This window comes from Lysobacter sp., from assembly GCA_013141175.1.
Lineage (GTDB): Bacteria > Pseudomonadota > Gammaproteobacteria > Xanthomonadales > Xanthomonadaceae > Lysobacter_I.
The window spans coordinates 116,839-142,189 of sequence record JABFRN010000001.1; the positions used below are offsets into that span (position 1 = coordinate 116,839).

The 25,351-nt window shown below is 64.4% G+C and carries 29 protein-coding genes and 1 tRNA gene; 9 read left to right on the forward strand and 21 right to left on the reverse strand.

Going from position 1 to position 25,351, the window contains the following annotated elements; genetic code table 11:
* Positions 1 to 46: 46 nt before the first annotated feature.
* The 11 genes from HOP03_00520 to HOP03_00570 form a co-directional block, all read right to left on the reverse strand.
* Entirely contained in the window at positions 47 to 460 is a 414-nt protein-coding gene (locus tag HOP03_00520) for a hypothetical protein (protein NOT86647.1), read from the reverse strand.
* A gap of 593 nt (positions 461 to 1,053) precedes the next feature.
* Positions 1,054 to 1,761: a lipoprotein-releasing ABC transporter ATP-binding protein LolD gene (lolD, locus tag HOP03_00525; GenBank protein NOT86648.1), complete on the reverse strand. Its 708-nt coding sequence runs from the start codon at positions 1,759 to 1,761 to the stop codon at positions 1,054 to 1,056.
* A gap of 10 nt (positions 1,762 to 1,771) precedes the next feature.
* The gene (locus HOP03_00530; protein NOT86649.1) at positions 1,772 to 3,019 is read right to left on the reverse strand and encodes a lipoprotein-releasing ABC transporter permease subunit; all 1,248 of its coding nucleotides are present in this window, start codon (positions 3,017 to 3,019) and stop codon (positions 1,772 to 1,774) included.
* 24 nt (positions 3,020 to 3,043) lie between these two features.
* Positions 3,044 to 3,481, reverse strand: coding sequence for a hypothetical protein (locus HOP03_00535; GenBank protein ID NOT86650.1), 438 nt, complete (start codon positions 3,479 to 3,481; stop codon positions 3,044 to 3,046).
* Positions 3,444 to 3,701: a succinate dehydrogenase assembly factor 2 gene (locus tag HOP03_00540; GenBank protein ID NOT86651.1), complete on the reverse strand. Its 258-nt coding sequence runs from the start codon at positions 3,699 to 3,701 to the stop codon at positions 3,444 to 3,446. The genes HOP03_00535 and HOP03_00540 overlap by 38 nt, the downstream gene beginning before the upstream one ends.
* The gene (locus HOP03_00545; GenBank protein ID NOT86652.1) at positions 3,698 to 4,084 is read right to left on the reverse strand and encodes a hypothetical protein; all 387 of its coding nucleotides are present in this window, start codon (positions 4,082 to 4,084) and stop codon (positions 3,698 to 3,700) included. The genes HOP03_00540 and HOP03_00545 overlap by 4 nt, the downstream gene beginning before the upstream one ends.
* Before the next feature lie 160 nt (positions 4,085 to 4,244).
* The gene (locus tag HOP03_00550) at positions 4,245 to 5,030 is read right to left on the reverse strand and encodes a succinate dehydrogenase iron-sulfur subunit (protein ID NOT86653.1); all 786 of its coding nucleotides are present in this window, start codon (positions 5,028 to 5,030) and stop codon (positions 4,245 to 4,247) included.
* 108 nt (positions 5,031 to 5,138) lie between these two features.
* Positions 5,139 to 6,929, reverse strand: coding sequence for a succinate dehydrogenase flavoprotein subunit (locus HOP03_00555; protein NOT86654.1), 1,791 nt, complete (start codon positions 6,927 to 6,929; stop codon positions 5,139 to 5,141).
* A gap of 20 nt (positions 6,930 to 6,949) precedes the next feature.
* Complete coding sequence (sdhD, locus tag HOP03_00560) at positions 6,950 to 7,348, reverse strand: succinate dehydrogenase, hydrophobic membrane anchor protein (GenBank protein ID NOT86655.1); 399 nt, start codon at positions 7,346 to 7,348, stop codon at positions 6,950 to 6,952.
* Positions 7,345 to 7,734 (reverse strand): succinate dehydrogenase, cytochrome b556 subunit, encoded by a 390-nt coding sequence (gene sdhC / locus HOP03_00565; GenBank protein ID NOT86656.1) that lies wholly within the window; start codon positions 7,732 to 7,734, stop codon positions 7,345 to 7,347. The genes sdhD and sdhC overlap by 4 nt, the downstream gene beginning before the upstream one ends.
* A 47-nt stretch (positions 7,735 to 7,781) precedes the next feature.
* Positions 7,782 to 7,949, reverse strand: coding sequence for a DUF1674 domain-containing protein (locus tag HOP03_00570; protein ID NOT86657.1), 168 nt, complete (start codon positions 7,947 to 7,949; stop codon positions 7,782 to 7,784).
* Positions 7,950 to 7,988: 39 nt separating this feature from the next.
* Between HOP03_00570 and HOP03_00575 the strand changes: the two genes are divergently transcribed.
* Positions 7,989 to 8,924 carry a folate-binding protein YgfZ gene (locus HOP03_00575; protein NOT86658.1) on the forward strand — a complete coding sequence of 312 codons (936 nt, stop codon included), beginning with the start codon at positions 7,989 to 7,991 and terminating at the stop codon, positions 8,922 to 8,924.
* Between the two features lie 22 nt (positions 8,925 to 8,946).
* Here the strand turns inward: HOP03_00575 and HOP03_00580 are convergent, their stop codons facing one another.
* The 6 genes from HOP03_00580 to HOP03_00605 form a co-directional block, all read right to left on the reverse strand.
* Positions 8,947 to 9,426 (reverse strand): hypothetical protein, encoded by a 480-nt coding sequence (locus HOP03_00580; GenBank protein ID NOT86659.1) that lies wholly within the window; start codon positions 9,424 to 9,426, stop codon positions 8,947 to 8,949.
* Positions 9,427 to 9,547: 121 nt separating this feature from the next.
* Positions 9,548 to 11,833, reverse strand: coding sequence for an MFS transporter (locus HOP03_00585; protein NOT86660.1), 2,286 nt, complete (start codon positions 11,831 to 11,833; stop codon positions 9,548 to 9,550).
* 50 nt (positions 11,834 to 11,883) lie between these two features.
* On the reverse strand, positions 11,884 to 12,498 hold the full coding sequence (locus HOP03_00590; GenBank protein ID NOT86661.1) for a glutathione S-transferase family protein: 615 nt from the start codon (positions 12,496 to 12,498) through the stop codon (positions 11,884 to 11,886).
* Entirely contained in the window at positions 12,495 to 13,046 is a 552-nt protein-coding gene (locus HOP03_00595; protein ID NOT86662.1) for a GNAT family N-acetyltransferase, read from the reverse strand. Before HOP03_00595 ends, HOP03_00590 begins: the two co-directional genes overlap by 4 nt.
* Positions 13,047 to 13,149: 103 nt before the next feature.
* Complete coding sequence (locus HOP03_00600; GenBank protein NOT86663.1) at positions 13,150 to 14,313, reverse strand: acyl-CoA dehydrogenase; 1,164 nt, start codon at positions 14,311 to 14,313, stop codon at positions 13,150 to 13,152.
* Between the two features lie 161 nt (positions 14,314 to 14,474).
* A complete protein-coding gene (locus HOP03_00605) occupies positions 14,475 to 15,299 on the reverse strand; it encodes a glycine zipper 2TM domain-containing protein (GenBank protein ID NOT86664.1) in 825 nt (274 codons plus the stop codon).
* A 169-nt stretch (positions 15,300 to 15,468) separates the two neighbouring features.
* On the opposite strand from HOP03_00605, the gene HOP03_00610 reads away from it, so the two are divergent.
* Positions 15,469 to 15,705 (forward strand): hypothetical protein, encoded by a 237-nt coding sequence (locus HOP03_00610; protein ID NOT86665.1) that lies wholly within the window; start codon positions 15,469 to 15,471, stop codon positions 15,703 to 15,705.
* A gap of 14 nt (positions 15,706 to 15,719) precedes the next feature.
* On the forward strand, positions 15,720 to 16,487 hold the full coding sequence (locus tag HOP03_00615) for a TatD family hydrolase (GenBank protein NOT86666.1): 768 nt from the start codon (positions 15,720 to 15,722) through the stop codon (positions 16,485 to 16,487).
* On the opposite strand, the gene HOP03_00620 is transcribed toward HOP03_00615, so the two are convergent.
* Positions 16,473 to 17,324 (reverse strand): tRNA threonylcarbamoyladenosine dehydratase, encoded by an 852-nt coding sequence (locus HOP03_00620; protein NOT86667.1) that lies wholly within the window; start codon positions 17,322 to 17,324, stop codon positions 16,473 to 16,475. The genes HOP03_00615 and HOP03_00620 overlap by 15 nt on opposite strands.
* Positions 17,325 to 17,418: 94 nt before the next feature.
* Between HOP03_00620 and HOP03_00625 the strand changes: the two genes are divergently transcribed.
* From HOP03_00625 to HOP03_00650, 6 genes are all read left to right on the forward strand, one after another.
* Complete coding sequence (locus HOP03_00625; protein ID NOT86668.1) at positions 17,419 to 17,862, forward strand: hypothetical protein; 444 nt, start codon at positions 17,419 to 17,421, stop codon at positions 17,860 to 17,862.
* A 184-nt stretch (positions 17,863 to 18,046) separates the two neighbouring features.
* Positions 18,047 to 19,159, forward strand: a complete 1,113-nt coding sequence (locus HOP03_00630; protein ID NOT86669.1) for a protease — start codon at positions 18,047 to 18,049, stop codon at positions 19,157 to 19,159.
* A 174-nt stretch (positions 19,160 to 19,333) separates the two neighbouring features.
* Entirely contained in the window at positions 19,334 to 20,434 is a 1,101-nt protein-coding gene (locus tag HOP03_00635) for a protease (GenBank protein NOT86670.1), read from the forward strand.
* Positions 20,435 to 20,561: 127 nt separating this feature from the next.
* Complete coding sequence (locus tag HOP03_00640; protein NOT86671.1) at positions 20,562 to 21,062, forward strand: DUF456 domain-containing protein; 501 nt, start codon at positions 20,562 to 20,564, stop codon at positions 21,060 to 21,062.
* A gap of 7 nt (positions 21,063 to 21,069) precedes the next feature.
* Positions 21,070 to 22,230 carry a mechanosensitive ion channel family protein gene (locus tag HOP03_00645; protein ID NOT86672.1) on the forward strand — a complete coding sequence of 387 codons (1,161 nt, stop codon included), beginning with the start codon at positions 21,070 to 21,072 and terminating at the stop codon, positions 22,228 to 22,230.
* Positions 22,231 to 22,639: 409 nt separating this feature from the next.
* Positions 22,640 to 23,584: a serine protease gene (locus HOP03_00650; protein NOT86673.1), complete on the forward strand. Its 945-nt coding sequence runs from the start codon at positions 22,640 to 22,642 to the stop codon at positions 23,582 to 23,584.
* Positions 23,585 to 23,684: 100 nt separating this feature from the next.
* Here the strand turns inward: HOP03_00650 and HOP03_00655 are convergent.
* From HOP03_00655 to lspA, 3 genes are all read right to left on the reverse strand, one after another.
* A tRNA-Thr gene (locus HOP03_00655) sits at positions 23,685 to 23,760 on the reverse strand.
* A gap of 37 nt (positions 23,761 to 23,797) precedes the next feature.
* Positions 23,798 to 24,748, reverse strand: a complete 951-nt coding sequence (gene ispH / locus HOP03_00660) for a 4-hydroxy-3-methylbut-2-enyl diphosphate reductase (GenBank protein ID NOT86674.1) — start codon at positions 24,746 to 24,748, stop codon at positions 23,798 to 23,800.
* A 7-nt stretch (positions 24,749 to 24,755) separates the two neighbouring features.
* Positions 24,756 to 25,289 (reverse strand): signal peptidase II, encoded by a 534-nt coding sequence (gene lspA / locus HOP03_00665; GenBank protein NOT86675.1) that lies wholly within the window; start codon positions 25,287 to 25,289, stop codon positions 24,756 to 24,758.
* Positions 25,290 to 25,351: the final 62 nt, after the last annotated feature.

The following is a 25,351-nucleotide window of genomic DNA, read 5'->3' on the forward strand; positions in this document are numbered from 1 at the left end:
CGTTCGGCAGTCGGCGGCCGGCATGAAGCCGGAACGCCGCGACCGGTCAGGGCGCGGGTGCCCCGCTGGCGTCGCCGGACGAAATACGTACGACGATTTCGCCACCGCTCACGGCGACGGAAACCTGTTGCGACGCGTAAGCGGCGTTGAGCTGCGAAACCGCTTCCTGCAGGCTCGGCGTGCGGATGTCGGCAACCGCGGCATACAGGGTGTAGTCCATCGGATGACGATAGGTGAGCACCATGTCGGAGTCGTGAGCCCAGCGCTCCAGCATCTTTTTCAGCGTGCCGTCCATCGGAGAGGCATAGAACAGATAGGCGTCCTGGAGCGGGATCGCCTGCGTTTCTTCGGAGAAGCGATTGACGGTCTTCCAACGGCCGCCGAAATCGGGCGCCGGGCGCGAGGCGCAACTGGACAGAACCATGGCGAGCGCCGCAGCGAGCAGGAACTTGGACAGCATCGAATTGGAGAGCTTCGAGATTGAATGTTTCACACGCCACCCGGAGAAAGATCGAGAAAATTGAGTGAATCGAACGCCGCCCCGCGACCGTGACCGGGCGGAACGAACACATGTTCTGGACGGATGCAGCCCAATAGACTGCCGGAACCGCCATGCGCCCCCGACATGGACTCTACAAGAAAAAGACACCAGACACGGCGCGGCCGTATGCGGTTGGACGGAATCCTTATTGTCACGACAGATCAGGCCCCCTCCTCGCACCGATCATCGTCGCAGCGGCTCGTTCAACAACGAATCTCTGCGACGTCCTTCCAGCTGTTCATCCTGTGTGCTTCCCGACACCGTTCCCGCCATTGACCGATTGGTTGGCGGGACCGACAGCCTGGAACGCATCCTTTATGGCTGCGTGTGGGGAACATATCCCGATCTTGTATGAATGGTCAAGAAATCCTCGACGGAAAATCCAGCAAAAACGCGATCGATGCACGATTCGGCCATTCTGTGACGGTTGCAAGCATTGCCGACGGGCAGGCTGAACAGGCGGCACCTCGCTTGCCCGGAGCACTGCGACGGCCCAGGAACAGGTCGAACGCTCATCGCAGCGGACGCAAGCGCCCGTCGTGAAGCTCCAGCACCCGATCGAGCCTGCGCGCCAGCGCGTGATCGTGGGTGACCAGCACCAGGCTGGTGCCATGGTCGCGATTGAGGGCCAACATCAGGTCGAAGACGGTCGCGGCGGTCTTTTCGTCGAGATTGCCCGTGGGTTCGTCGCCGAGCACGCAGGCCGGGCGGTTGACCAGTGCCCGCGCCACTGCGGCACGCTGGCGCTCGCCTCCCGACAGTTCGCCGGGCTTGTGCTCCAGGCGGTGCCCCAGTCCGACCGATACCAGCAGCGCGCGGGCACGATCGGAGGCCTCGGCCACCGGCGATCCGTTCAGCAGGACCGGCAGCATCACGTTTTCCAGGGCAGTGAATTCCGGCAGCAGGTGGTGGAACTGATAGACGAAGCCCAATGCGCGATTGCGCAACCGGCCACGGTCTGCGTCGGAAAGCGCGCTCATCTTCTGGCCGGCGACATACACCTCTCCGGCCGTCGGCATGTCCAATCCGCCGAGCAAATGCAGCAACGTGCTCTTCCCGGAGCCCGAGACGCCGACGATGGCGACCGTTTCACCGGGATGGACGAGCAGGTCCAGCGCCTCGAAGACATGCGTGCGCAGCGTGCCTTCGGCATAGGTCTTGGCCAGGCCTTCGCAGCGGATCACCGCATCTGCGGGCAAAGTACCCGCGACTGATTTCATCTCCTCGCGATCACTCATAGCGCAGCGCCTCCGCGGGTGCGGTCCGGGCCGCGCGCCATGCGGGGTAAAGCGTGGCAAGGAAGGCCATCGCCAGCGCCACCAGCGCGATCACGGTCACATCGAAGCCCTTCAGTTCGGTCGGCAGGCCCGTGATGTAGTAGACGTCCTCGGGCATCAGGACGACGTTGAAGACACGCTCGATCAGTTTCAGGAGATGTTCGAGGTTGAGGGTCAACAGGATCCCGCCAAGCACACCCGCGACAGTGCCGATGGTGCCGATCATGGAGCCCTGCACCATGAACACCTGCATGACCCCGCGCGGGGTCAGGCCGAGCGTGCGCAGTATCGCGATATCGGCTTGCTTGTCGGTCACCAGCATCACCTGCGAATTCACCAGCGTGAACGCGCCCATCAGGATGATGAGCGACAGCAGGATCGCCATCATGGTTTTTTCGAGCTTCAGCGCGCGGAACATGTTGGCGTTCTCGCTGGTCCAGTCGCTGACCCGATACGCGCCGCGCAAGCGCAGGGCGAGGTCGCGCGCGACCTGCCAGGCCAGATCCATGTCGTGCAGTTTCAAGCGCACGCCGGTCACGCCCTCGCCCATGCGCAGCAGGCGCTGGGCGTCGGAGATGTGGATCACCGCGAGATTGCGGTCGAATTCCTGATGACCCGCCTCGAACAGGCCGCTCACCGTGAATCGCTTCATCTGCGGCACCGCACCGAGCGGCGTGCTCTGGAATTCCGGGGTATAGACGATCACGGTGTCGCCGACGGCCACCCCCAGCCACAGCGCGAGCTCACGTCCGAGAACGATATTGAACTCACCCGGCACCAGGGACTTCAACGAAGTGCCCTCGACCATCTTGTCGGCGATCACCGAAACACTGCCCTCGCGCGCCGGGTCGATCCCGCGCAGCAAGGCGCCTTCCTCGCGCGGCCCCTGCAGCATCACCGGCCGCTCGATATAGGGTGCGGCCCCGGCGACACGGGGATCCTTGCGCGCCTCGTCGATGGCATGCGGCCAGTCGTACAACGGCTCGCCATCGGCGCTGACCGTGGCATGCGCCGCCATCTGCAGCATGCGGTCGCGGATTTCGCGCTGGAAGCCGCTCATCACCGCAAGCGTGGTGATCAGCGCAGCCACGCCCAGCGCGATGCCCAGCATCGACGCCAGCGAAATGAAGGAGATGAAGCCATTGCGGCGCTTGGCGCGCAGATAGCGCAGGCCGATGGCGACAGGTATGGGTTTGAACATGGCAGCCCAGGCAGCGAGTGTCGGCTATGGTGCCATCGATGGCGGCGACTGCCCATTGCCGCCCGGGCGGAGGGCCAGCCGCAGTTCACGGCGTTGCGCGGGACTGAGGGTGTCGGGCCACAGGCTGCGGCGCACGAATCGCCCCTCTGCACTGCGCCAGGTCACGAATGCGAGCGGGCCGCGCCAATCCACTTGCAGCATCTGGACGGCCTGCCCATCGATGGTGGCCGCACCTTCACTGTCGATCACGACCGGCAAGACCGGCTGTTTCGCTTCGCGCCAGGCGAGATACGCACCGCAAGCGGCGGCGCATGCCGCCAACGGCCATGCCGCCCAACGCGGCATCTCCGAGGCCAGAACCGCGAACGGCGCGAGAACGGCCATCGACAGCATCGCGCCGATCAGCCAGCGCGACGGCCTCAGTTCAAACCGGCAGGGCGCGGATGCGTTCGACGAGCGCATGCAGACCGGGATCCTCAGCGATTTCGTAACCGAGGAACCAGCGCCAGAGCCGGTCGTCCTCGCAGGCGAGCAGCCGCTCGAAGGTCGCACGATCGTCGGCCGACGCGGCGAGCCAGGCACGATCGAGATAACGGGTGAACAGTTGATCCAGCTCGCGCATGCCGCGCCGGCAGCGCCAGCGCAATCGCTGCAGCTCGGCGGAGGCCGCAGCGTCGCTCATCCGGCGATCAAGCCATAACCAAGCACGCACCACAGCGCCAGCAACACGAACACGCTGAGCGCATAGGCGCGGAAACGATGCATGACCTTGTTGTAGCCGCAGTGGATCGCGCTGTGCAGCACACGCGCGGCCACGTAAGCCCATGCGAGCCCGAGCACCAGCGAAGAGACCTGAGCGGTCAGCGCCGCGACCACCAGCGCCAGATAGAACAGCACCGGCATTTCGAACAGATTGCGGAAGTTGTCGGCGGGCGCGACGTCGGTGTAGAGCGCTGCCGCCTGCTGCGATGTCGCCACTTTCTGCGGGTGGATGCGGTCGCGCTTCATCTGCGCGACGCGGCGGCTGAACATCACCGCCAACACGATGAACGTCAGCGCCACCATGGCGAGCGCGGGGAGGAAGATCGCATGACTCGACACGGTTCACCTCTTGGGGCGGGCTCAAGCCCGCCATTGCGGCATTGACAGGACCAACATCGGAATCGAAGCGACGTTGCTTGGCGCTGCGACACATCACCAACGCAACGTCGGGCCAGGGCCCGACCTACACCTGCCGCGCCAGCATCATCTTCTTGATTTCGCCGATCGCCTGCGCCGGGTTCAATCCCTTCGGGCAGGTCCGCGCGCAATTCATGATGGTGTGGCAACGATAGAGCTTGAACGGGTCTTCGAGATCGTCCAGGCGCGCGCCGGTGTCTTCGTCACGGCTGTCGATCAGCCAGCGGTAGGCTTGCAACAGGATCGCCGGACCGAGGTAGCGGTCGCCGTTCCACCAGTAGCTGGGGCAGCTGGTGCTGCAGCACGCGCAGAGAATGCACTCGTACAGACCGTCGAGCTTGGCGCGATCTTCCTTCGACTGCAGCCGCTCCTTGTCCGGTGGCGGCGGGGTCTGGCTGCGGATCCACGGCTTGATCGACGCGTACTGCGCGTAGAAGTGGGTCAGGTCCGGCACCAGATCCTTGATCACCGACATGTGCGGCAACGGATAGATCGGCACTTCCTTGTTGTCGCAGTCGTCGATCGCCTTGGTGCAGGCCAGCGTGTTGGTGCCGTCGATGTTCATCGCGCACGATCCGCAGATGCCTTCACGACAGGAACGACGGAATGTCAGCGTCGGATCGACCTCGTTCTTGATCTTGATCAGCGCGTCCAGGACCATCGGGCCGCAGGTATCCAGATCGACTTCGTAGGTGTCCGTGCGCGGGTTCTCGCCGTCGTCCGGGTTCCAGCGGTAGATCTTGAATTCGCGCGTACGCTTGGCGCCGGCCGGCGCGGAAAAGCGCTTGCCCTTGTGGATCTTGGAATTCTTCGGAAGAGTGAACTCGGCCATCGTACGTTTCCTGCTACCTCACCGGCATTCCGGCGTTTGTAGGAGCGGCTTCCGCCGCGAATGTGTTGGATTGAACGGCAATCGCGACTGCAGTCGCTCCTACGGGGATCAATAGACGCGCGGCTTGGGCGGAACGACTTCGACATCGTCGCTCAGCGTGTACATGTGCACCGGGCGGTAGTCGATGCGGGTATTGCCGGCATCGTCCACCCAGCACAAGGTGTGCTTGTGCCACTGCTGGTCGTCGCGGTCCGGGAAGTCCTCGCGCGCGTGGGCGCCGCGGGATTCCTTGCGGTTTTCAGCGGAAACAATCGTGGTCAAGGCCTGGCCGAGCAGGTTCTGCAGCTCGAAGGTTTCGACCAGATCCGAGTTCCAGACCAGCGAACGGTCGCTGACCTTCACATCGGCGAACAGGGCATTGATCTCGCGGATCTTGCGCACGCCATCCGACAGCGTTTCGCCGGTACGGAACACAGCGGCGTCGTTCTGCATCGTGCGCTGCATCTTGTCGCGGATCACCGCCGTCGGCGTGCCGCCGCTGGCATTGCGCAACTTGTCGAGGTTCGCCAGCGACTTGTCGCAGGCATCGCCGGCAAGCGTCTTGTGCGTCGCGCCCGGCTTGATCGTTTCGGCGCAGCGATTGGCGACCGCGCGTCCGAACACGACCAGGTCGAGCAGCGAGTTCGAGCCCAGACGGTTCGCACCATGCACCGACACGCAGGCGGCTTCGCCGATGGCGTACAGGCCCGGCACCACCTCATCGGGATTGCCGTTCTTCAACTGCACGACTTCGCCGTGGTAGTTGGTCGGAATGCCGCCCATGTTGTAGTGCACGGTCGGAATGACCGGGATCGGCTGCTTTTCCACATCGACACCGGCGAAGATCCGCGCGCTTTCGGCGATGCCGGGCAGCTTTTCGTGGATGTCTTTCGGGTCGAGATGGGTGAGATCGAGGTGGATGTGATCGGCATCCGCGCCGACGCCGCGACCTTCGCGGATTTCGATGGTCATCGAGCGCGAAACCACGTCGCGCGACGCCAGATCCTTCGCATTCGGCGCGTAGCGCTCCATGAAACGCTCGCCCTTGCTGTTGCGCAGGATGCCGCCTTCGCCGCGCACGCCTTCGGTGATCAGGCAACCGGCACCGTAGATGCCGGTGGGGTGGAACTGCACGAACTCCATGTCCTGCAGGCCAAGGCCGGCGCGCAGGGCCATGCCGCCGCCATCGCCGGTGCAGGTGTGCGCGGAAGTCGCCGAGAAATATGCGCGACCATAACCGCCGGTCGCCAGTACCACGCCCTGCGAACGGAACAGGTGCAACGTGCCTTCGGCCATGTCGAGCGCGAGCACGCCGCGGCAGGCGCCCTCCTCGTCCATGATCAGATCGAGCGCGAAGTATTCGATCATGAAGCGCGCATCGTGGGCGAGCGACTGCTGGTAGAGGGTATGCAGGATCGCGTGACCGGTGCGGTCGGCGGCGGCGCAGGTGCGTTGCGCGGTGCCCTTGCCGTAGTGCGTGGTCATGCCGCCGAACGGACGCTGGTAGATCTTGCCGTCTTCGGTGCGCGAGAACGGCACGCCCTGGTGTTCGAGTTCGATGATCGCCGGAATGGCTTCACGACACATGTATTCGATGGCGTCCTGGTCGCCCAGCCAGTCCGAACCCTTGATGGTGTCGTAGAAATGGAAGCGCCAGTCGTCTTCGCCCATGTTGCCGAGCGCGGCGGAGATCCCGCCCTGCGCCGCGACCGTGTGCGAGCGGGTCGGGAATACCTTGGTGATGCACGCGGTCTGCAGGCCTTTCTGGGCGAGTCCGAAGGTGGCGCGCAACCCGGCGCCACCGGCGCCGACCACGATCATGTCGTATTTGTGTTCGGTGATCTTGTATGCAGAGGTCATGGCTGCCTTGTTGAGAGCCGTCAGGCCAGAAGGGCGATACGGCCGATCGCGTAGAGAGAAGCGAGCGCGCCCAGCGCGCAGGCGAACGTGATCAGCAACTGCAGGAAGATCTCGGTCGGACGATGGTGGAAATAATCCTCGATCACCACCTGCAGCCCGAGCCGCGCGTGCCAGAACAGGCTGATCGCGAACAGCGCCAGGGCGATGGCGTTCATCGGCTTCGCCAGCGCGGCCTGCACCTGGGTGTGGTCGGCGCCGACCAGCGCGACGATCATGCCGAGGATCCACGGCGCGAGCAGCGCCAGAAACACGGCGGTGACGCGCTGCCACCAGAAATGAGCGGTGCCGGACTTCGCCGAACCCAGGCCATGGGCACGGCCGACCGGCGTACGGAAATCGGGTGAAGGGGACTTGCTCATGCGCCACCCCGCATCGCGAAGAACCAGATCGCGGCGGTGGACACCACGGTCAGCGCCGCAACGGTGTAGCCGGATTTGTAGACCTGCGGAATCTGGAAACCCCAGCCCGCATCCCACAGCAGGTGACGGATCCCGTTGAGCAGGTGGTACATCAGCGCCAGCGAGAACCCGAACAGCGCCAGCTTGCCGAACGGCGAAGCGAGGCATGCTGCGGCGCGATCGTAGGCATCACCGCCCTGTGCCACCGCCAGCAACCACCACGCCAGCACGAACGCACCGAAGGAAAGGACGATGCCGCTGATGCGATGCAGGATCGACATCACGGTGGTGATCTGCTTCCGGTAAATCTGCAGATGCGGCGACAAAGGACGTGCGCGGTTGCTCATTCGTGTGGCACCCAGATCGGGGAAGGGGTTGCACTTCAAAACGGTTTTCAGAAATCGATGCAGCGGCCGTTCTTTTCCCAGTCGCCGAAACGCGTCGGGTCGGGGCCATCGCGGCCCCCGATCTCCTTGGCACCGATGCACTGCTCCGGCACGGATGGCTCGGTCGGCACCGCATCGGGACGGGGTTCGGGAATGGGAACGGTTTCGCCTATCATGCGCTGATTCCTGAACTCGGTAGTTTAAGTCCCGCCCCCATGCCGAACAACCCGCAAACGCTGTCGACGTCGTGGTTCGCCTTGCCCGACCATCGTCTAATGGCGCTGAACGGCCGTGATGCGGTCGCGTTCGCCCAAGCGCAAACCATGAACGATGTCGCTGCACTGCGCGACGGCGAGTGGCATTGGAACGGCTGGCTGACGCCAAAAGGGCGTGTGATCGCCCTGTTCGCGCTGATCCGGCTCGACGCCGATACGTTGTGGATGCTGCTGCCGGATGCGGACGCCGACGCAATGGCCACGCAACTGCGCCGTTTCGTGTTCCGCAGCAAGGTCGCGATCGCGGTTCGCGGAGATCTGCATGTCGCCGGCAGGCTCAGCGCGTCAGATCTGGCCTCAGGCAACCATTGGGCCGGTGATGCCACCGATCTGATCGAACTGGACTGCAGCGGCGATCTTGGCAACGGACACCCGGGCAGGAGCCTGCGGATCACGACCGCGGCGGCAGCGTCCGAGGATGCCGCAGGCATCGCGGCTTGGCACCGCGCCGACCTCGAACACGGTTGGCCGCGTCTGGAAGCCGGTCAATCCGGGCTGTGGACACCGCAGCAGCTCTCTCTGGAGCGGTTGCGCGCCTACAGCGTCAAGAAGGGCTGCTACCCCGGCCAGGAAATCGTCGCGCGTACCCACTTCCTGGGGCAGGCCAAGCGCGGACTGGCGCTGATCCGTACGGCGATGCCGCTGTCGCCCGGGGCCGAACTTTCTTCGGGCGGTGTCGTGGTGGGGACAGTGATCAGCACCCGCAACGACACGGCGCTGGCGGTATTGCCGTTCGACCTCCACCCGCAAGCCATTGATCTCCAAGCCCTTGATGCCCAGGCCATCGCTTCGCTCGCGCCGCAGAAAGGCGAAAGCCCCGCGCTTGGCGGGGCTTTCTGGAAGATCGAGCCGCTGCGCCCCGGTCTGGCGCGCTGAGCGGCCGGAACGCCATGCAACGTCAGATCAGCGAGCGTGTACCCATGCTCTGCCGGTCCTGTTCCTGCGTCATCTGATAGGACTGCTGGCGCTCCTGCGACTGCGTCTGCTGCTGGCGCTGCTCGTTCATGCGGTTGATTTCCTGCAGATTCTGCTCGGCCGACTGGGTCAATTCCTGGGTCGGCACCGCATGGGTGCGTACGGTCGGGCTGTTCGGATCGCCTTGATAGAGGATCGCGTACTTGCCGTCGACGTCGCTGTTGCGGTCGTTCGCGCGACTGAGGACAACGCCATCGATGCCGGACTTCGGGTCCAGCGACGAATTTTCGCGCGCCAGTTCTGCCTTGAAAGACCGCAGCGCCGCCGAAGTGGCATTGTGATTGAGGTTGGGGCCGTCGATGCCGTTCTCGCCGTGCATCTTCTCGAAGTTGCTCCTGAGCGACATGTACTGGTCGTAGTCGGGATGCCCGGGTTGGTGCGCGTATTGGGGTTCGTGGCTCATCGCTGTCTCCTTGGCTGGCAGCTTGGCGGCCCCGACGAACGGGGCGGCGCCCATGGAACGGTCCGATACTACACCGGGCCGGCGCCGGTGGTCACGACACCGGCATCCGGGTCGCTGCCGTTCAGCCGGCCAGGGCGTCAGCCGCCGCGACGATGTCCCCGTCCGACGGAATCACCAGGAAGGCCGCCCCCGCCAGCGGGGTGAAGGTATCGGCGCCGACCACCCGACGCAGCGGCGTCTCGCCATGCTCGCCGCATAGCAGCCCACCCTCGACCAGCGCGGTGATCACGCCCTCGCCCACGCCAGCGCTGCGGCGGCCCTCGTCCACCACGATGATCCGCTTCGCCCCCGTGGCCTGCGCCTGGATGAAGGCATCGTTGAGCGGCACCAGCCAACGCAGATCGACCACCCGGGTCTTCCAACCGTGCCTGGCCTCGATCGCGCGCGCGGCACGCAGGCTCATCGGCACGCCGTTGCCGAAACTGAAGATCACCAGATCGTCGCCATCGCCATATGTCCTGCCCTCGCCGAGGGTCATCGCCTGATCCGGCGATGGGTATTCGGTCAACCACAGGCCGTCGCCCGCGTCGTACAGGTCCTTGGCCATGTACAGCGCGATCGGTTCGAGGAACGCGCAGACGCGGCCATCGACCTTCGCCAGCGCCATCATCGTGCGCAGCATCGTCGCGGCATCGTCGCCGCGCGAGGGGCAGCCGACCACGAGACCGGGGATGTCGCGCAACGCAGTGATCGAATTGTCGTTGTGGAAGTGGCCACCGAAACCGCGCTGATAGCCGAGCGAGGCGATCCGCACCACCATCGGGTTGCGGTACTGGCCGTTGCTGAAGAACTGCAGGCTCGCCGCTTCGCCGCGGATCTGGTCGCAGGCGTTGTGGAAATACGCGAGGTACTGGATCTCGGGCATCGGCAGCATGCCCATGTTCGCGTAACCCTGGGCGAGGCCGAGAATGATGGTTTCGTCGAGCAGCGTATTGAACACGCGCTTGTTGCCGAAGGCTTTGTGCAAACCCTTGGTGACGGTGTAGACGCCGCCCTTCTGCGCCACATCCTCGCCGAACAGCAAGGTCTCGGGATACTTGCAGAACAGATCGTGCAAGGCCTGGTTGATCTGGACCGCGAGATGTTTCGCCGGCTGCTTTTCCGGCAGTTTCGACTCGCCACCGAATGCATCGATACGTTTTTCGGCATGGTCGAAGCGCGCCGCTTCGGCCTTGACCTTGTCCGGCGTGTACGGCGCCAGCGGACGCATCACATCCTCCAGCGTGGTGATGCGCGGGCGACGGTCGGCGTCTTCGGCGGCTGCGAAACATTTCTTCCGCGTCTCTTCGTAGAGCGCGAGAATGTCGTCCTTCGACATCAGGCCGGATTCGAGCGCGATGCCGGCACTGCGCAACAGCGGATCGCTCGCTTCGACCGCGCACAATTCTTCGATATTCCGCCATTCGATCTCGAAGTCGGTGCCCGCATGGCCCATGATCCGCGTGGTGCGCAGATGCAGGAAGGTGGGGCGGCGCGTGCCGCGGCAGTGTTCGACCGCCGCCTGCACCTGGCCGTAGCCGGCGGCGAGATCAAGGCCATCGGCGTAGAAATAGTCGAGGTCCGGCCGGCTGCGGAAATTGCGCGCCACCCAACCGTCCGGCGTCTTCACCGAGATACCGATACCGTTGTCCTCGCACACGTACAGCACCGGCGCCGGCAGCTTCTGGTACGCGGTCCACGCTGCGGCGTTGAATGCGGTCTGCGCGGTGGCGTGGTTGCTGGAAGCATCGCCGAACGAGCAGATCGCGATGCTGTCGCCGGGAATGGGCAGCGCATGACCGATGCGGCGGGCGTGGTCGATCGCGACCGCCGTGCCCAGCGCTTTCGGCAGATGCGAAGCGATGGTCGAGGTCTGCGGCAGCACCCACAGCGGTTTGCTGCCCCACACCTTGTGACGACCGCCGCTGGCCGGGTCTTCGGCGCTGGCCGCGAACGACAGGGCCGAATCCATGATCGGATCCATACCCGGAATCTTCCGGAAACGTTCGGCCATGAATCCGCCGGAACGATAGTGCAGGAACGCCGGATCAGTGTGCCGTGTCAGCCGCGCGACCATCGCATTGCCTTCGTGGCCGCTGCTGCCGATGGTGTAGAACACCTTGTTCTGCACGCGCAGCACGCGCGCCATCAGGTCGAGATGACGGCTGATCAGCTGCGATTCGAACAGTTCCCGGAAGCCCTGCGCATCGAGGGCGCTGCCATCGAGAACGCTTTCGTGCGGCGCCGGCTTGGCCTGCGCGTGGCCGGCCCATTCGCGCACGAAGGTCTGGAAATTGACGTCGCAGATCTCGGCGCGGTTCAAGCCCTTCATGCGGGCGGGGATCGGGTTGGGCACGGCAGCGAACATGGCGTCTCCCCTGCCCTCGCGCGCGAAGGCCGGTACTTGTGATGTGGAAATCAGTCGGTCTGCGCGTTGCGCATCGGCACGAAGCCGGGCTGCATCCGCACGTGCTTGATCCAACGCTCGACATGCGGATACGCGCCCAGATCGAAGCCGCCGTCTTCGGCGACATGGGTGTACGCGAACAGGGCGATATCGGCGATGGTGTAATGCTCGCCGCCGAACCACGGCAGGCGATGCAGATGCCGTTCCATCGCCGCCAGCGCCTCGTCTCCCGAGGTTTTCAGGGCGTCCAGCGATGCGCGGCGCGGATGGTCGGACGGCAGGAACATGCGGACGAACCGCGACACCGCGATGTAGGGCTCATGGCTGTACTGCTCGAAGAACATCCACTGCAGCGTCTTCGCACGATCCCACGGATCGTCCGGCAGCAAAGGCGATCCCTCTGCCAGGTAGTGCAGGATCGCATTCGACTCGGACATCGTGCGGCCATCGTCGAGTTTCAGCACCGGCACCTTGCCGCGATCGTTCATCGCCAGGAACTCCGGCGACAGGTTCTCGCCGCCGGTGATGTCGATCTCTTCCCATTCGTAGGCGCGGCCGAGCTGCGCCATCAGCAGTTGCAGTTTGTAGCAGTTGCCCGAACTGGACATGCCATAGAGCGTGATCATCGCGATGCCCCTGCGCTTCGCGCGCGCCATTCTTCGCGGGTCTGTCCCCAGAGATCGATCGCATGCACATCGAGCGGCGGCGGCAGCGCACCCGGGCCGAGATTGCGCGACCCCAGACGCTGCGCGACCTTCTGCGACGCGATGTTCTGCGGCGAAATGCAGTGGATCACTTCGTCCCAACCCAGCGTGTCGAAGGCCCAATCGATCGCCGCAACGCACGCTTCAGTGCAGTAACCCTTGCCGTGCGCATCCTGATGAAAGGCATAGCCGACTTCGGTGCCCGGCCAGCCGTCGGGACGCCAGGGGCCCGCTTGCCCGATCCATAGGCCGCTGGATTTCTCGATCACCGAAAACATCGCGAAGCCCTGCACCGTCCATGCACCGGGCATCTGCAGAAAGCGACGCCAGGCGTCGCCGCGCGCGTGCGGGCCGCCGATGATCCGAGACGATTCGTGGGCGAAGAATTCGGCGTAGCGCTCGAAGTCTTCGATCTGCGGCAGGCGCAGAATCAGACGTTCGGTTTCGAGTTGGATCTGCGCGATGGACATGGGTGCAAGCCCGTCAAGAGATAAGCGAGGATCGGCAAGTCCAGTGTCATCCAGAGCGAAGCGAGGGATGACAGCGATCCTGAGCGCCGAGCTTGTCTTTCAATCAGAACGCGTTGATGCCGGTCAGCTCGCGACCGACCACCAACTGGTGTACCGTTTCCGTGCCTTCGTAGGTGATCACCGATTCGAGATTCAGCGCATGGCGGATCGGGCAATGCTCGGTGGTGATGCCCGCGCCGCCGAGGATGTCGCGCGCTTCGCGGGCGATGTCGATCGCCATGCGCACGTTGTTCCACTTCGCCAGACTGACCTGGGTCGGCTGCATGTTGCCGGCGTCTTTCAAACGGCCGAGCTGCAGCGACAGCAACTGCGCCATGGTGATGCGGCGGGCCATGTCGGCGAGTTTGAGCTGCACCGCCTGATTGGCAGTGAGCGGGCGGTTGAACAGGATGCGATCTTTGCCATAGCGCAGCGCTTCGTCGAGGCAGGCGATGGCAGCGCCGATCGGGCCCCAGGTGATGCCGTAACGGGCCTGCGTGAGGCAGCCGAGTGGACCCTTCAGACCCTTCACGTTCGGCAGGCGGTTGCTGTCGGGCACGCGCACGTTGTCGAAGAACAGCGCGCTGGTGACCGAAGCGCGCAGGCTCATCTTGTGCTTGATCTCCTGCGCGGAGAAACCCGGCATGTCCTTTTCGATCAGGAAACCCTGGATGCCCTCGTCGGTCATCGCCCAGACGATCGCGACATCGGCGAGGTTGCCGTTGGTGATCCACATCTTCGAACCATTGATGACCCAGTCGCTCCCATCGCGCTTGGCGTGGGTCTTCATGTTCGCCGGATCGGAGCCGCCGTGGGGTTCGGTCAGACCGAAGCAGCCGATGGCCTTGCCTGCGGCCATGTCCGGCAGCCAGCGCTGGCGCTGTTCTTCCGAACCATAGGCGTAGATCGGATACATGCACAGCGAGGACTGCACGCTGACGAAGCTGCGGATGCCCGAATCGCCGCGCTCCAGTTCCTGGCAGATCAGGCCGTAGCTGACCGAGTTGAGGCCGGCGCAACCGTACTGTTCCGGCAGCGACGAACCGAGCAGACCCAGTTCGGCGATCTCGGCGACCAGTTCGCGCGGGAAGCGGCCCTCATCGAAGGCCTTGCCGATGATCGGCAGCACCCGCTCGTCGGTGAAGCGCGCCACCGTGTCCTGCACCGCCCGCTCTTCTTCGCTCAGCAGGGAACGGACGTCGTAGAGATCGTAGGGATGCAAGGCCATGTCGGAACCGGTGGTCAGGGGTTAGCCCGCTATTGTATCGGGGCGAACTCCGGCCCGGCACCCCGCCACGCAACCCGGAACGAAAGACGGGGCCGGATCGCTCCGGCCCCGTCCCGATCAAGACCCGCCGAGGGACGGGTCTCGAAACCTGCAGTCAGGGGTCAGCCGCGCCCGCTTTTGTCTGCCGCAGCGACTTGGGTCACGACCTGGCCATCGATCACCGGCAGGCGGGCGCCCGGCTTGTCGTCCATCCTCACATGCTGTTCCTCGCCCCGGTAGCGATAGGTCACGTCGTAGCCGATCACGGTTTTTCCGGTGCCCAGCGGGATCCGGCTGCCCGGTTTGCGATCGGTGCGCATCGTGTCGGTGGTGCCGTCCGGATTGCGGTAAGTCACGTTCCAGGCCACGGTGCGGCTGCTGCTGGTGGCTTCCGAAACCGTGCGGCACTGGCGCTCGGTACGGGTCACCACCTTGCCGCCCACGTGCTTGCGATCGACCCGGTTGCCGATGTAACCGCCGGCGGCAGCACCCGCGACGGTGGCGGCCTTGCGGCCATTGCCGTCGCCGACCTGGTTGCCGACCAGGCCGCCGATCAGCGCGCCGGCCACGGTTCCGCCGACATTGCCGTCGCGCTCCGGCAGGCGATCCTGCACCGCCACGTCCTCGCAAATCTCGCGCGGCGCGCTGCCGTTGATGGTCTCGCGCACGGGCTCGGTACCGATCACGGTGGCGTACAGCTTGTCGCTCCTGGTCAGCGGCTCGACGGCCGTCACCTCGGCGTATTCGAGCTTGCCTCCGGACGGAATATCCGCATCATCATGCAGTCGATCCTCGGCGACCATCGCGGAAGGCATCGGCTGCGCGAGATCCGCTTCAGCGGTTGCGGCGCCGGATGCCGCCGGACGCGTGTTGTTGATGTAGGCCGCGGTGGCGACACCGCCGACCAGCAATGAAGCGAGCGCAATGGCCAATGTGTTGTTGTTCATATCGAACCTCCGTCAGGGTAATCCCCGCTGTCGGCAGGGATTGCAGCACCGGCAAGCTGAACCCGGACCCAGCCCGGCCATGCGCGCATGACGAAACCCTGAATCGCAACCCGCAAATCCATCACTGCGTGCTAGCGTTCCCACAATCGCTAATCGTCGGAGCCTCGCCATGGCCAACCCTCTCGTCTCCCCGATCCTCGGCTTTCTGGGTCGGCTCAGCTTCCCGCGCCTGTTCATGCTGGCCGCCGCATTGTGGGCGCTGGACATGGTGGTCCCCGATTTCATCCCGTTCATCGATGAACTGCTGCTGGGCATGGGCACACTGCTGCTGGCGAGCTTCCGCAAGCGCAAAGACCCCGCAGTGCCGGCCGCCAAGCCGCCGATCGAAGGCGAACGCGTCGGCTGACCGCGCATCGCACCATGCTCGTCGACAGTCATTCGCACCTCGACGCGGACGAGTTCGATCCTGATCGAAGCCAGGTCATCGTCCGCGCACGCGCCGCTGGCGTGACCCGCCAGATCGTGCCGGCGGTGAGTGCCGCCGGTTGGGAGAAGCTGCGGGCCCTCTGCGCGACCGAACCCGGGTTGTTCCCGGCCTATGGCCTGCATCCGATGTATCTGGCCGAACATCGCCCGGAGCATCTGGTCGCGCTGCGCGAATGGATCGAACGCGAGCGCCCGGTGGCGGTCGGTGAATGCGGGCTGGATTTCTTCGTCGAAAACCTCGATGCAGTCCAGCAGTCGCTTTTTTTCGATGGCCAACTGCGGCTTGCCCGCGACTTCGATCTGCCGGTGATCGTGCATGCGCGCCGTGCGGTGGATGTGGTGATGGCCGCGATCCGCCGCTTCGGCCCGCTGAGCGGCGTGATCCACAGTTTTCCCGGCAGCGCCGATCAGGCCAAGCGACTGTACGAACTCGGCTTTCTGATCGGCCTCGGCGGCCCGGTGACCTACGAGCGCGCGAGTCGGCTGCGCACGCTCGCGGCAACGGTGCCGATCGAATGCCTGCTGCTGGAAACCGATGCACCCGACCAGCCCGACAGCGGGCATCGCGGGCTGCGCAACGAGCCCGCGCGATTGACGACTGTGCGCGATGCCATCGCCGCTTTGCGCGGCGTCGCGCCGGAAGTCGTGGCGCGTGCGACGACAGTGAATGCGGAGCGGTTGTTCGGCTTATCCGGCCGTTGATTCTTCCGACGAAGCGTCGGCCTTCGGCTTCAACAAGAGTTCCAGCGCCTTACCCGCTGCAGCGAACGCAAAAGCACCGGTGATGTGGGTTGCGGCGCCGAGGCCAGCGCCGCAATCGAGTTTGAGCGCGGCATCGGCACCGACCTTGGGCCGCAACCCGCAAACGGTGCCGTCGGCCTGCGGGTATTGCACGTTTTCCAGCGAATAGATCGCAGGCACGCTGAAATACCGCTTCGGCGTTTTCGGAAAATTGAATTCGCTGCGCAGCTTCTTGCGGATCAGCGCAAGCATCGCGTCGTGCTCGGTGCGCGAAAGATCGCGCACGCGCACCAGCGTCGGATCCAACCGCCCCCCGGCAGCGCCGACGGTGATGATCGGGATCTTGCGTCGGCGACACCAGGCGATGGCTTCGACCTTGGTGCGAAAACTGTCGCAGGCGTCGATCACCAGATCGTAGCCGCGCCCGAGCAGGTCTTCGAGGTTGGCAGGCGTGAGGAAACTCGCCACCGCCTCCACCGCGACCCCCGGATTGATCGCCCGGCAGCGTTCAGCCATGGCCTCGGCCTTGCCGCGACCGTACTGGCCGGCCAAGGCCGGCAATTGACGGTTGGTGTTGGAGACGCAGAGGTCATCGGCATCGATCAGCGTCAGCCGGCCCACGCCGCTGCGCGCCAGCGCCTCGACCAGCCAGGAGCCGACCCCGCCAAGCCCGACCACCGCGACGTGGCTGCGCGAAAAGCGCGCCAGCGCGCCGGCGCCGTAGAGGCGGTCGATCCCGCCGAATCGTTCTGTCCAGCGGTCGTCGAGGGCGCTGTCGTCGGGTGCGATCGGATGCATCCCTCCAGTCTAACGGACCACGCGCGCCCGGCGCTCCGGCGTCTGCCGGTCGCCCGGCATGTTATGTTTTCGCGAAACCGCATGGAGTTGCCGCATGTCCACCACGCCCGACCAAGCCCGCCCGAAGTCCTCCGCTTTCGGACGCTATTTCTTCGTCTTCCTGCTCGGCGCGGCGCTCGGCGCCATCGGCCTGGTGGCAGCGCTCAACTCATGGAACGCGAGAAAAGACCACTTCCCGGAAGGCGTGATGTACGTGCAGGAATGGCATCTCAAGCAACTGGGCGCGAAAGCGGCCGAGAACCACTGCAACGCCACCGACATCATTCCGCATCTGAAAGGTCTGCGCACCTTGTCCGACGACCTGGAACGCGCGTTTCCGGATCTCAGCGACGACGAGCGTTTCGTCAAACAGGCCAGCGGCATGCGCGCCACGCTCGATGGCGCACTGTCCGCCCCGCCGATCAACTGCGAAGGCGTGAATGCGGTCGCGGCCAAGATCGGCGAAAGCTGCAAAGGCTGCCATCAGGATTTCCGCTGACGGAACGCCCGCTGCGCACCACCGCCGCGAAACAACGCACAACCCTGTCGCAAGACGGGGTTGTGCGTTTGTGATTCCGGACACATTCGGTGCTGCAAGGCAACGTGCACACGGGCATGTGCACGACATATGATCGGAGTCGCCCGCATCCGCGGGCATTTACTTAGACTCTGGGGGCAACGGAATGAAGTTCAACGCAATCAGTACGCTCGGCGCCACGACAGTGCTCGCCGCAACCATCGCCAGCGTATTCGCAGGCGCGGAAGCCGCTCCGAAAATCGAAAACGCCAATCCGCTTCGCGTCGGCATGCTGGCGCTGGGCGATGGCAACGTCGAAGTCACGGTCACGAATACCAGCCGCAAGATCGCGCGCATCCCCAAATGGCAGCTGCCGTCCGCAGTGGCCGAGTCCAACCTGTTCGCCATCACCCACGACGGCGAAGAAGTCCGTTACGAAGGCCGCATGATCAAGCGGACCACGCCGACGGCCGCCGATTTCGCGATCCTGCGTCCGGGCCAGAGCCATCGGGTCACGCTGAACCTCGCCGAAGCCTACGATCTGTCGCGGACCGGCGACTACACCGTCACCTTCGCCGCACCGCTGCAGTTCGCATCGCTGTCGGGCGGCGCGCAGTTGAAGCAGAGCAGCGGTCTGCCGATGGTCGCCCAGAGCGCACCGATGCGGCTCTGGATGGAAGGCGGCGCGACAACGCCGACCGAACGCCTGGACCAGGCCGCCGCCGAAGCCAGAAAGGCCAAGGTGAGCCCGACCGCCGTCGTCAACGGCGTCAACTATGTCGGCTGCACCACAGCCCGCACCACGTCGGCAGGCACCGCCGTCAACTCCGCGCGCACCTACGCCACCAATGCGAAGGGCTACCTCAACGCGGGCACGACCGGTCCACGCTACACCTCGTGGTTCGGCGCCTACACCTCCAGCCGCTACAACACCGCCAAGCAGCACTTCACCAGCATCAGCACCGCGATCAACCAGAACGCCGGCCAGATCACCATCAATTGCGGCTGCACGCAGAACTACTACGCCTACGTCTACCCGACCCAGCCGTACCAGATCTATGTCTGCAACGCATTCTGGAGCGCTCCGAACACGGGCACCGACTCCAAGGCCGGTACGCTGATCCACGAAATGAGCCACTTCAACGTGGTGGCTGCCACCGACGATTGGGCCTATGGCCAGTCGGCCGCCAGGAGTCTGGCGACCAGCAACCCGGCCCGGGCGCTGGACAACGCGGACAACCACGAGTACTTCTCCGAGAACACGCCAGCGCAGAACTGAGCCACCGGATTCACATGCACTTCGGAACGGCCCGCTTCGGCGGGCCGTTTCTTTTCCGGGCACCGGGATGGGACGGTGTTTCCTGAACAAGCCGGGCCGTGTACGCCCCCCATCGGCATCGATATGATAGGGCTCTGATCAGCGAGCCTCCGTTCGCGCAGGGGAACCCTCACGATGACGTACAAACTTCCGCACACCCTCGGCACCGGCCTCGCCCTGACCGCGATCGCCGCTGGCGCGCTGGCCGTCGCCACCGCGGCCCCCCCGGTCAAGTCGTTCAATCCTCTGCGCGTCAGCGTGGTTTCGCTCGGCAACGACAAGGTCGAAGTCACGCTCACCAACACCAGCCGCAAGAACGTGCGTATTCCGAAATGGCAGCTGCCCTCGGAAGTACAGCGTTCGAACCTGTTCCGGATCACCCGGGACGGCCAGGAAGTCGGTTTCGAAGGTGCGATGGTCAAACGCGGCGTTCCCACCGCCGAGGATTTCGCGATCCTGCGTCCGGGCCGCAGCTATCGCAGCGTCGTTGCACTGGGCAGCGCCTACGACCTGTCGAAAGCAGGGCATTACACCGTCACCTATGCGGCGCCGCTGCAATACGCATCGCTGTCCGGCGGCACCCGCCTGCAACAGACCAACGGCTTCCCGATGGTTGCGCAGGGCGCGCCGATCCGGATGACGCTCGACCAGCCGGCCACGCTCCCCAGCGGCGGCCGGCTCCGCCCTGTCTTGCCGTCCAATCCGGAACTGTCCGACGTCCTCGGCGTGAGTTACGCCGCATGCACCGCCACCCAGCAGACCGCCCTCGACAAGGCCGTCCTCTCGGCGCGGACCTACACCGAACGCGCCAAAGGCTATCTCAACGCAGGCACCACCGGTGCGCGCTACACCACCTGGTTCGGCGCTTATCTCAATACGCGTTACGCCACCGCGCAGCAGCATTTCACGAAGATCGACGAGGCGATGGATTGGACCAACGGCCAAGTCACCATCAACTGCGGCTGCACGCAGAATTACTATGCTTACGTTTACAAGAACCAGCCGTACGAGATCTATGTCTGCAACTCGTTCTGGACCGCACCGCTGATCGGCACCGATTCCAGGGCCGGGACACTGATCCATGAGATGAGTCACTTCACCGTGGTGGCCGATACCGACGACTGGGTGTATGGCCAAAGCGCCGCAAGCAATCTTGCGGCCACCAACCCCACGAATGCGGTGGACAACGCCGACAATCACGAGTACTTCTCCGAGAACACGCCGGCGCAGAACTGAAACGCCTTCACCACCTCCTCGACGGCCCGCTACGGCGGGCCGTCGTCGTTCAGAAACCCGAATGCAGTCGCCGCGCCGGCATGCCATCATGCTGCGCACGCGCGCGTCGCGCGCCACCGGATCGTCCATGGAACAGCAAGTCCTGCTCTATATTCTCGCCGCCGTTCTGATCGTCGTCGGCATCCTCGGTGTCATTCTTCCCGCACTGCCCGGGCTGCCGCTGGTCTTCGGCGGCATGCTGCTCGCCGCCTGGGTCGACGGCTTCGAGCGGATCGGCGTGTGGACGCTGGTCATCCTCGGCGTGCTTACGCTGCTGTCGCTGGTGATCGATATCGTCGCCACCGCGATGGGTGCGAAACGCGTGGGCGCAAGCCGGCTGGCCATCGTCGGCGCCATGCTCGGCACCATCGTCGGTTTGTTCTTCGGCTTCGTCGGCGTGTTCATTGCGCCCTTCGTCGGCGCGGTGATCGGCGAGCTGCTGCATCGACGCAAGCTCGAGCGCAGCGACGTCGGTCACGCCACGAAGGTCGGCCTCGGCACCTGGTTCGGCATCGTATTGGGCGTGGTGTCGAAACTCGCGCTCGCCTTCGCCATGCTCGGCCTGTTCTTTTTCGCGTGGTATTTCTGATCGCATGATGGCCTCGGCTTTCTTACCGCAACGGTTTGTCGCAATCGCACTGTGCTGCCTGCTGTGGCTGGGCGTGGCCTTTCCGGCAACCGCGCAGTCCAACCAGGTCGACAAGGCGATCGCCGCGCTTCGTACCGACCCGGTCGAAGCCGGATCCCCCATCCGCAGCCGCTGCGATGCAGGCCATCTCGGCGAGTGCGTCGACAGGATCGTCGACAACGCCAACGATGCGCTGGTCCGCCTGCTGGAACGCGTGCCGCAATTGATCCTGGCGCTGCTGGTGCTGCTGTTCGCCAGCTGGATCTCGCGCTTCATCGCCAACCGCCTGCACTTGATCAAGGTCCGTTCGCAGAACCCGTACATGAGCGGACTGCTGCGGACGATCGTGCGCACCGCCATCATGCTGGTCGCCGTGCTGATCGCGCTCGATCTGATCGGCCTGACCTCGGTGGTCGGCGCGGTGCTCGGCTCCGCGGGTGTCGTCGGCCTGGTCCTGGGCTTCGCCTTCCGGGAAATCGCCGAGAACTACATCGCCGGCATCCTGCTCAGCGTGCGCCGGCCGTTCGAGCCCGGCGATCATGTGATGATCGAGAGCCGCGAAGGCAAAGTGATTTCCGTCAACTCGCGCGCCACCGTGCTGATGACGCTCGACGGCAATCACCTGCAACTGCCGAACAGTCTCGTATTCAAGTCGGTCGTGCTGAACTACAGCAAGAATCCGAAGCGTCGTTTCGATTTCGGCATGCTGATCGACAGCAGCCAGTCGATCCGCGAATCGCAGACCCTGGCGATGGCGGCGATCGCGCAGATCGAGGGTGTGCTGGACGAACCCGCGCCGGCCTGGACCGTGGTCGAATTCGGTGCCGCGGGGATCCAGTTGCGTTTCTACGGCTGGGTCGACCAACGCGAAACCGACCTGGGCAAAGTCCGCAGCGAAGCGATCCGCCGGGTGAAATCCGCGTTCGCGGATGCCGGTATCGAGGCGCCGCGGACGACTTACCACATCGTGACCTCCCGGCAACGCGATGCGCAGGAAATCGATGCGATGATCGAGCCCGAAAACGGCGCGGACATTTCGGTCAATCGCGACATCGATGTACAGGTCGCGGCGGCGCGCGAAGGCGACGCCGGGCAGAACCTGTTGCAGCCGGAGTCGGCCCCGCGCTGATCGCCGGCCGCTTTGCAGGAATCTCCGCACGGTCACCCGCTTCGATACCACGGAATGGATCGGACGCAGCAGCTGAACGCGACGGATCGACGGGCACATTCCGCCACAGGCAAATCAATGATCTCCGTCGCAAATCATGGTTTATCCATGATGATTCGATTGACAACGCGGTCGACGCATGTGACATATCGACCCGGCTCAATCGGGCAATGCGCGGCGTCTGATCGTGAGATCGATCCAGCCGCACGACATATCCAACGGTTGCACAATCCTGTTTGCCGATCATGAACGTGGCGCATTCCGGAAGAGAGGGCCATTCCCAAGTGCATCATGCACACCGATCATCACGCCGCAAGGAGAACCAACGGCGCGATGCTTCGGAATCACGTAGATCTTAATGGAGGAAGACATGCGTACTGTCACATCGATCGAATCAGGAAAATCCGTATCCGCCAACAGCAGCGCACGCAGGCAATCGCGGCGCTTCGCGCTTGCGCTCGTCGCGCTCGCGGCATGTTTCGCACAGGCGCCGGCCATGGCGCAGGAACCCGCCAAAAACTGGATGCGCGAATACGTGCAACTGCGCGTCATGGAGAGGAATCTCGAATCCATGCCGGCAGACTTCACCAGGAGCGATATCGATCAGATCCTCACCCCCAGCATCGTCGGCGGCACCGTCGCGGGCGCAGCGGACAATCCGTTCCAGGTCGCGCTGCTCACCAAGAACGTCGCCAACAACTTCAACGCCCAGTTCTGCGGCGGTACGCTTTACAAGGCCAACTACGTCATCACCGCCGCGCATTGCAGCGATTTCGTCACTGCCGCACAGGTCCAGGTGCTCACCGGCACCCGCAATCTCGATGGCACCGGCGTCCGTCGCAACGTCACCCGGATCGTGATCCATCCGAGCTGGAATTCCGGCACGTTCAACAACGATGTCGCCGTTTGGCAGCTCTCCACCTCGGCGACCGGGATCCCGCTCGCAAGCCTGGCGACGACCGACGGCACCGTAGGCACCAACATGCTCGCGACCGGCTGGGGCGCATTGACGGAAGGCGGCAGCTTCCCGATCAACCTCAGGAAGGTCTCGCTTCCGCTGGTCGACCGGACCAACTGCAACGACGCCAATTCCTACAACGGCCAGATCACCACGAGCATGCTCTGCGCCGGACGCGACAGCGGCGGCATCGATACCTGCCAAGGCGACTCCGGTGGCCCGCTCACGCGCGGCTCGGTGCTGACCGGCATCGTCAGCTGGGGCACAGGCTGCGCGCGTCCGAACAAGTTCGGCATCTACACCCGCGTCTCGCAGGCAACGATCCGCAACTTCATCACCGGCGTTGCCGGGCTTTGACGAGCGCACGGCCGGGATGATCGGCCCGAGACCGGGAGTTCCGGCGTTTGAAAACAAAAGCCCCGCGATTGCGGGGCTTTTGTCGACGGCTTGCCTTGCATGGTGCCGGAAATAGGAATCGAACCTACGACCTCATCATTACGAATGACGCGCTCTACCAACTGAGCTATTCCGGCGGTGCAGCGCAATTCTAGGTTTTCCGGGCGGTTGCGGTCAATCGATCAGTTGCACCCGCAGTTCCTTGGGCAGCGCGAACACCATGTCTTCCGGCTTCCCCGCCAGTTCGCGCAGGCCACCCGCCCCCAGTTCGCGCAGCTTGGCGATCACGCCCTGCACCAGCACATCGGGGGCGGAAGCGCCGGCAGTGACGCCGATATGCCTGCGACCGTCGATCCAGCGCGGGTCGATTTCGTCGGCCCCATCGATCAGATAGGCCTCCACCCCTTCCCGCTCCGCCAACTCGCGCAGCCGGTTGGAGTTGGAGCTGTTGGGCGAGCCGACCACCAGCACCAGATCGCAGCGCTCGGCCAGCTCGCGCACGGCGTCCTGACGGTTCTGGGTGGCATAGCAGATGTCGTCGTTGCGCGGCCCCTGCATGTCCGGGTACTTGGCGCGGAGCGCATCGATGATCCCGCGGGTATCGTCCACCGACAGCGTGGTCTGGGTGGTGTAGGCGAAATTCTGCGGCTGCGCGATCTGCAGGCGCTCGACATCGTCCAGGTCCTCGATCAGATAGATCCTGCCTGTGCCGGCTTCGGCCAACCATTGGCCCATGGTGCCCTCGACCTCGGGATGACCGGCGTGGCCGATCAGCACCACGTCGCGACCGGCGCGGCAGTGGCGGGCCACTTCCAGATGGACCTTGGTCACCAGCGGACAGGTGGCATCGAAGACTTTCAGGCCACGGCGCGTGGCTTCGGTGCGCACGGCCTGGGAAACGCCGTGGGCACTGAAGATCACGGTCGCGTTGTCCGGCACTTCGTCCAGCTCTTCGACGAAAACCGCGCCGCGCTGGCGCAGGTCTTCCACCACGAACCGGTTATGGACCACTTCGTGACGGACATAGATCGGCGCGCCGAGGGTTTCGATCGCCCGTTTGACGATCTCGATCGCGCGGTCGACGCCTGCGCAGAAGCCGCGGGGGTTGGCGAGGATGATGTCCATGCGGAAATTATGCGCTCCCAACGCCATCGACGGGCTTCTTGCGTCCGCCGAACACGCCGAACAGCATCAACGCGATGGCGCCACCGACGATGGCGGAATCGGCGATATTGAACGAGGGATAGTAATAAACCTCTTTCCAGTGCCATTGGATGAAGTCGATCACGTGGCCATGCATCAGCCGGTCGATCAGATTGCCCAATGCACCGCCGATCACCAGCGAGAACGGCAGCGCCTCGCGCCAGTGCCCGCGCGCGGTTCGCGACAGCCAGTATGCGAGCACCCCGCTGATGACCAGCGCGAGCGCCGCGAACACGTATTTCTGCCAGCCACCGGCATCGGCGAGGAAGCTGAACGCCGCGCCGGTGTTGTAGCTGCGGAACCAGTTCCAATAGCCCTCGATCACCGTCACCGCCTGGTACTCGGGCAGGCTGTTCAGCACCCACTGCTTCGACCATTGGTCGAGGCCGATCACCACTGCGGACAGCAGCAGCCAGATGAGGGCGTTGGGTTTGGGGGCGTGTGGTTTTGGTATTTGGGTCATCGTGCGACTGCCGAAATCCGATGGCGCATCAAAACACCGTCATTCCCGCGCAGGCGGGAATC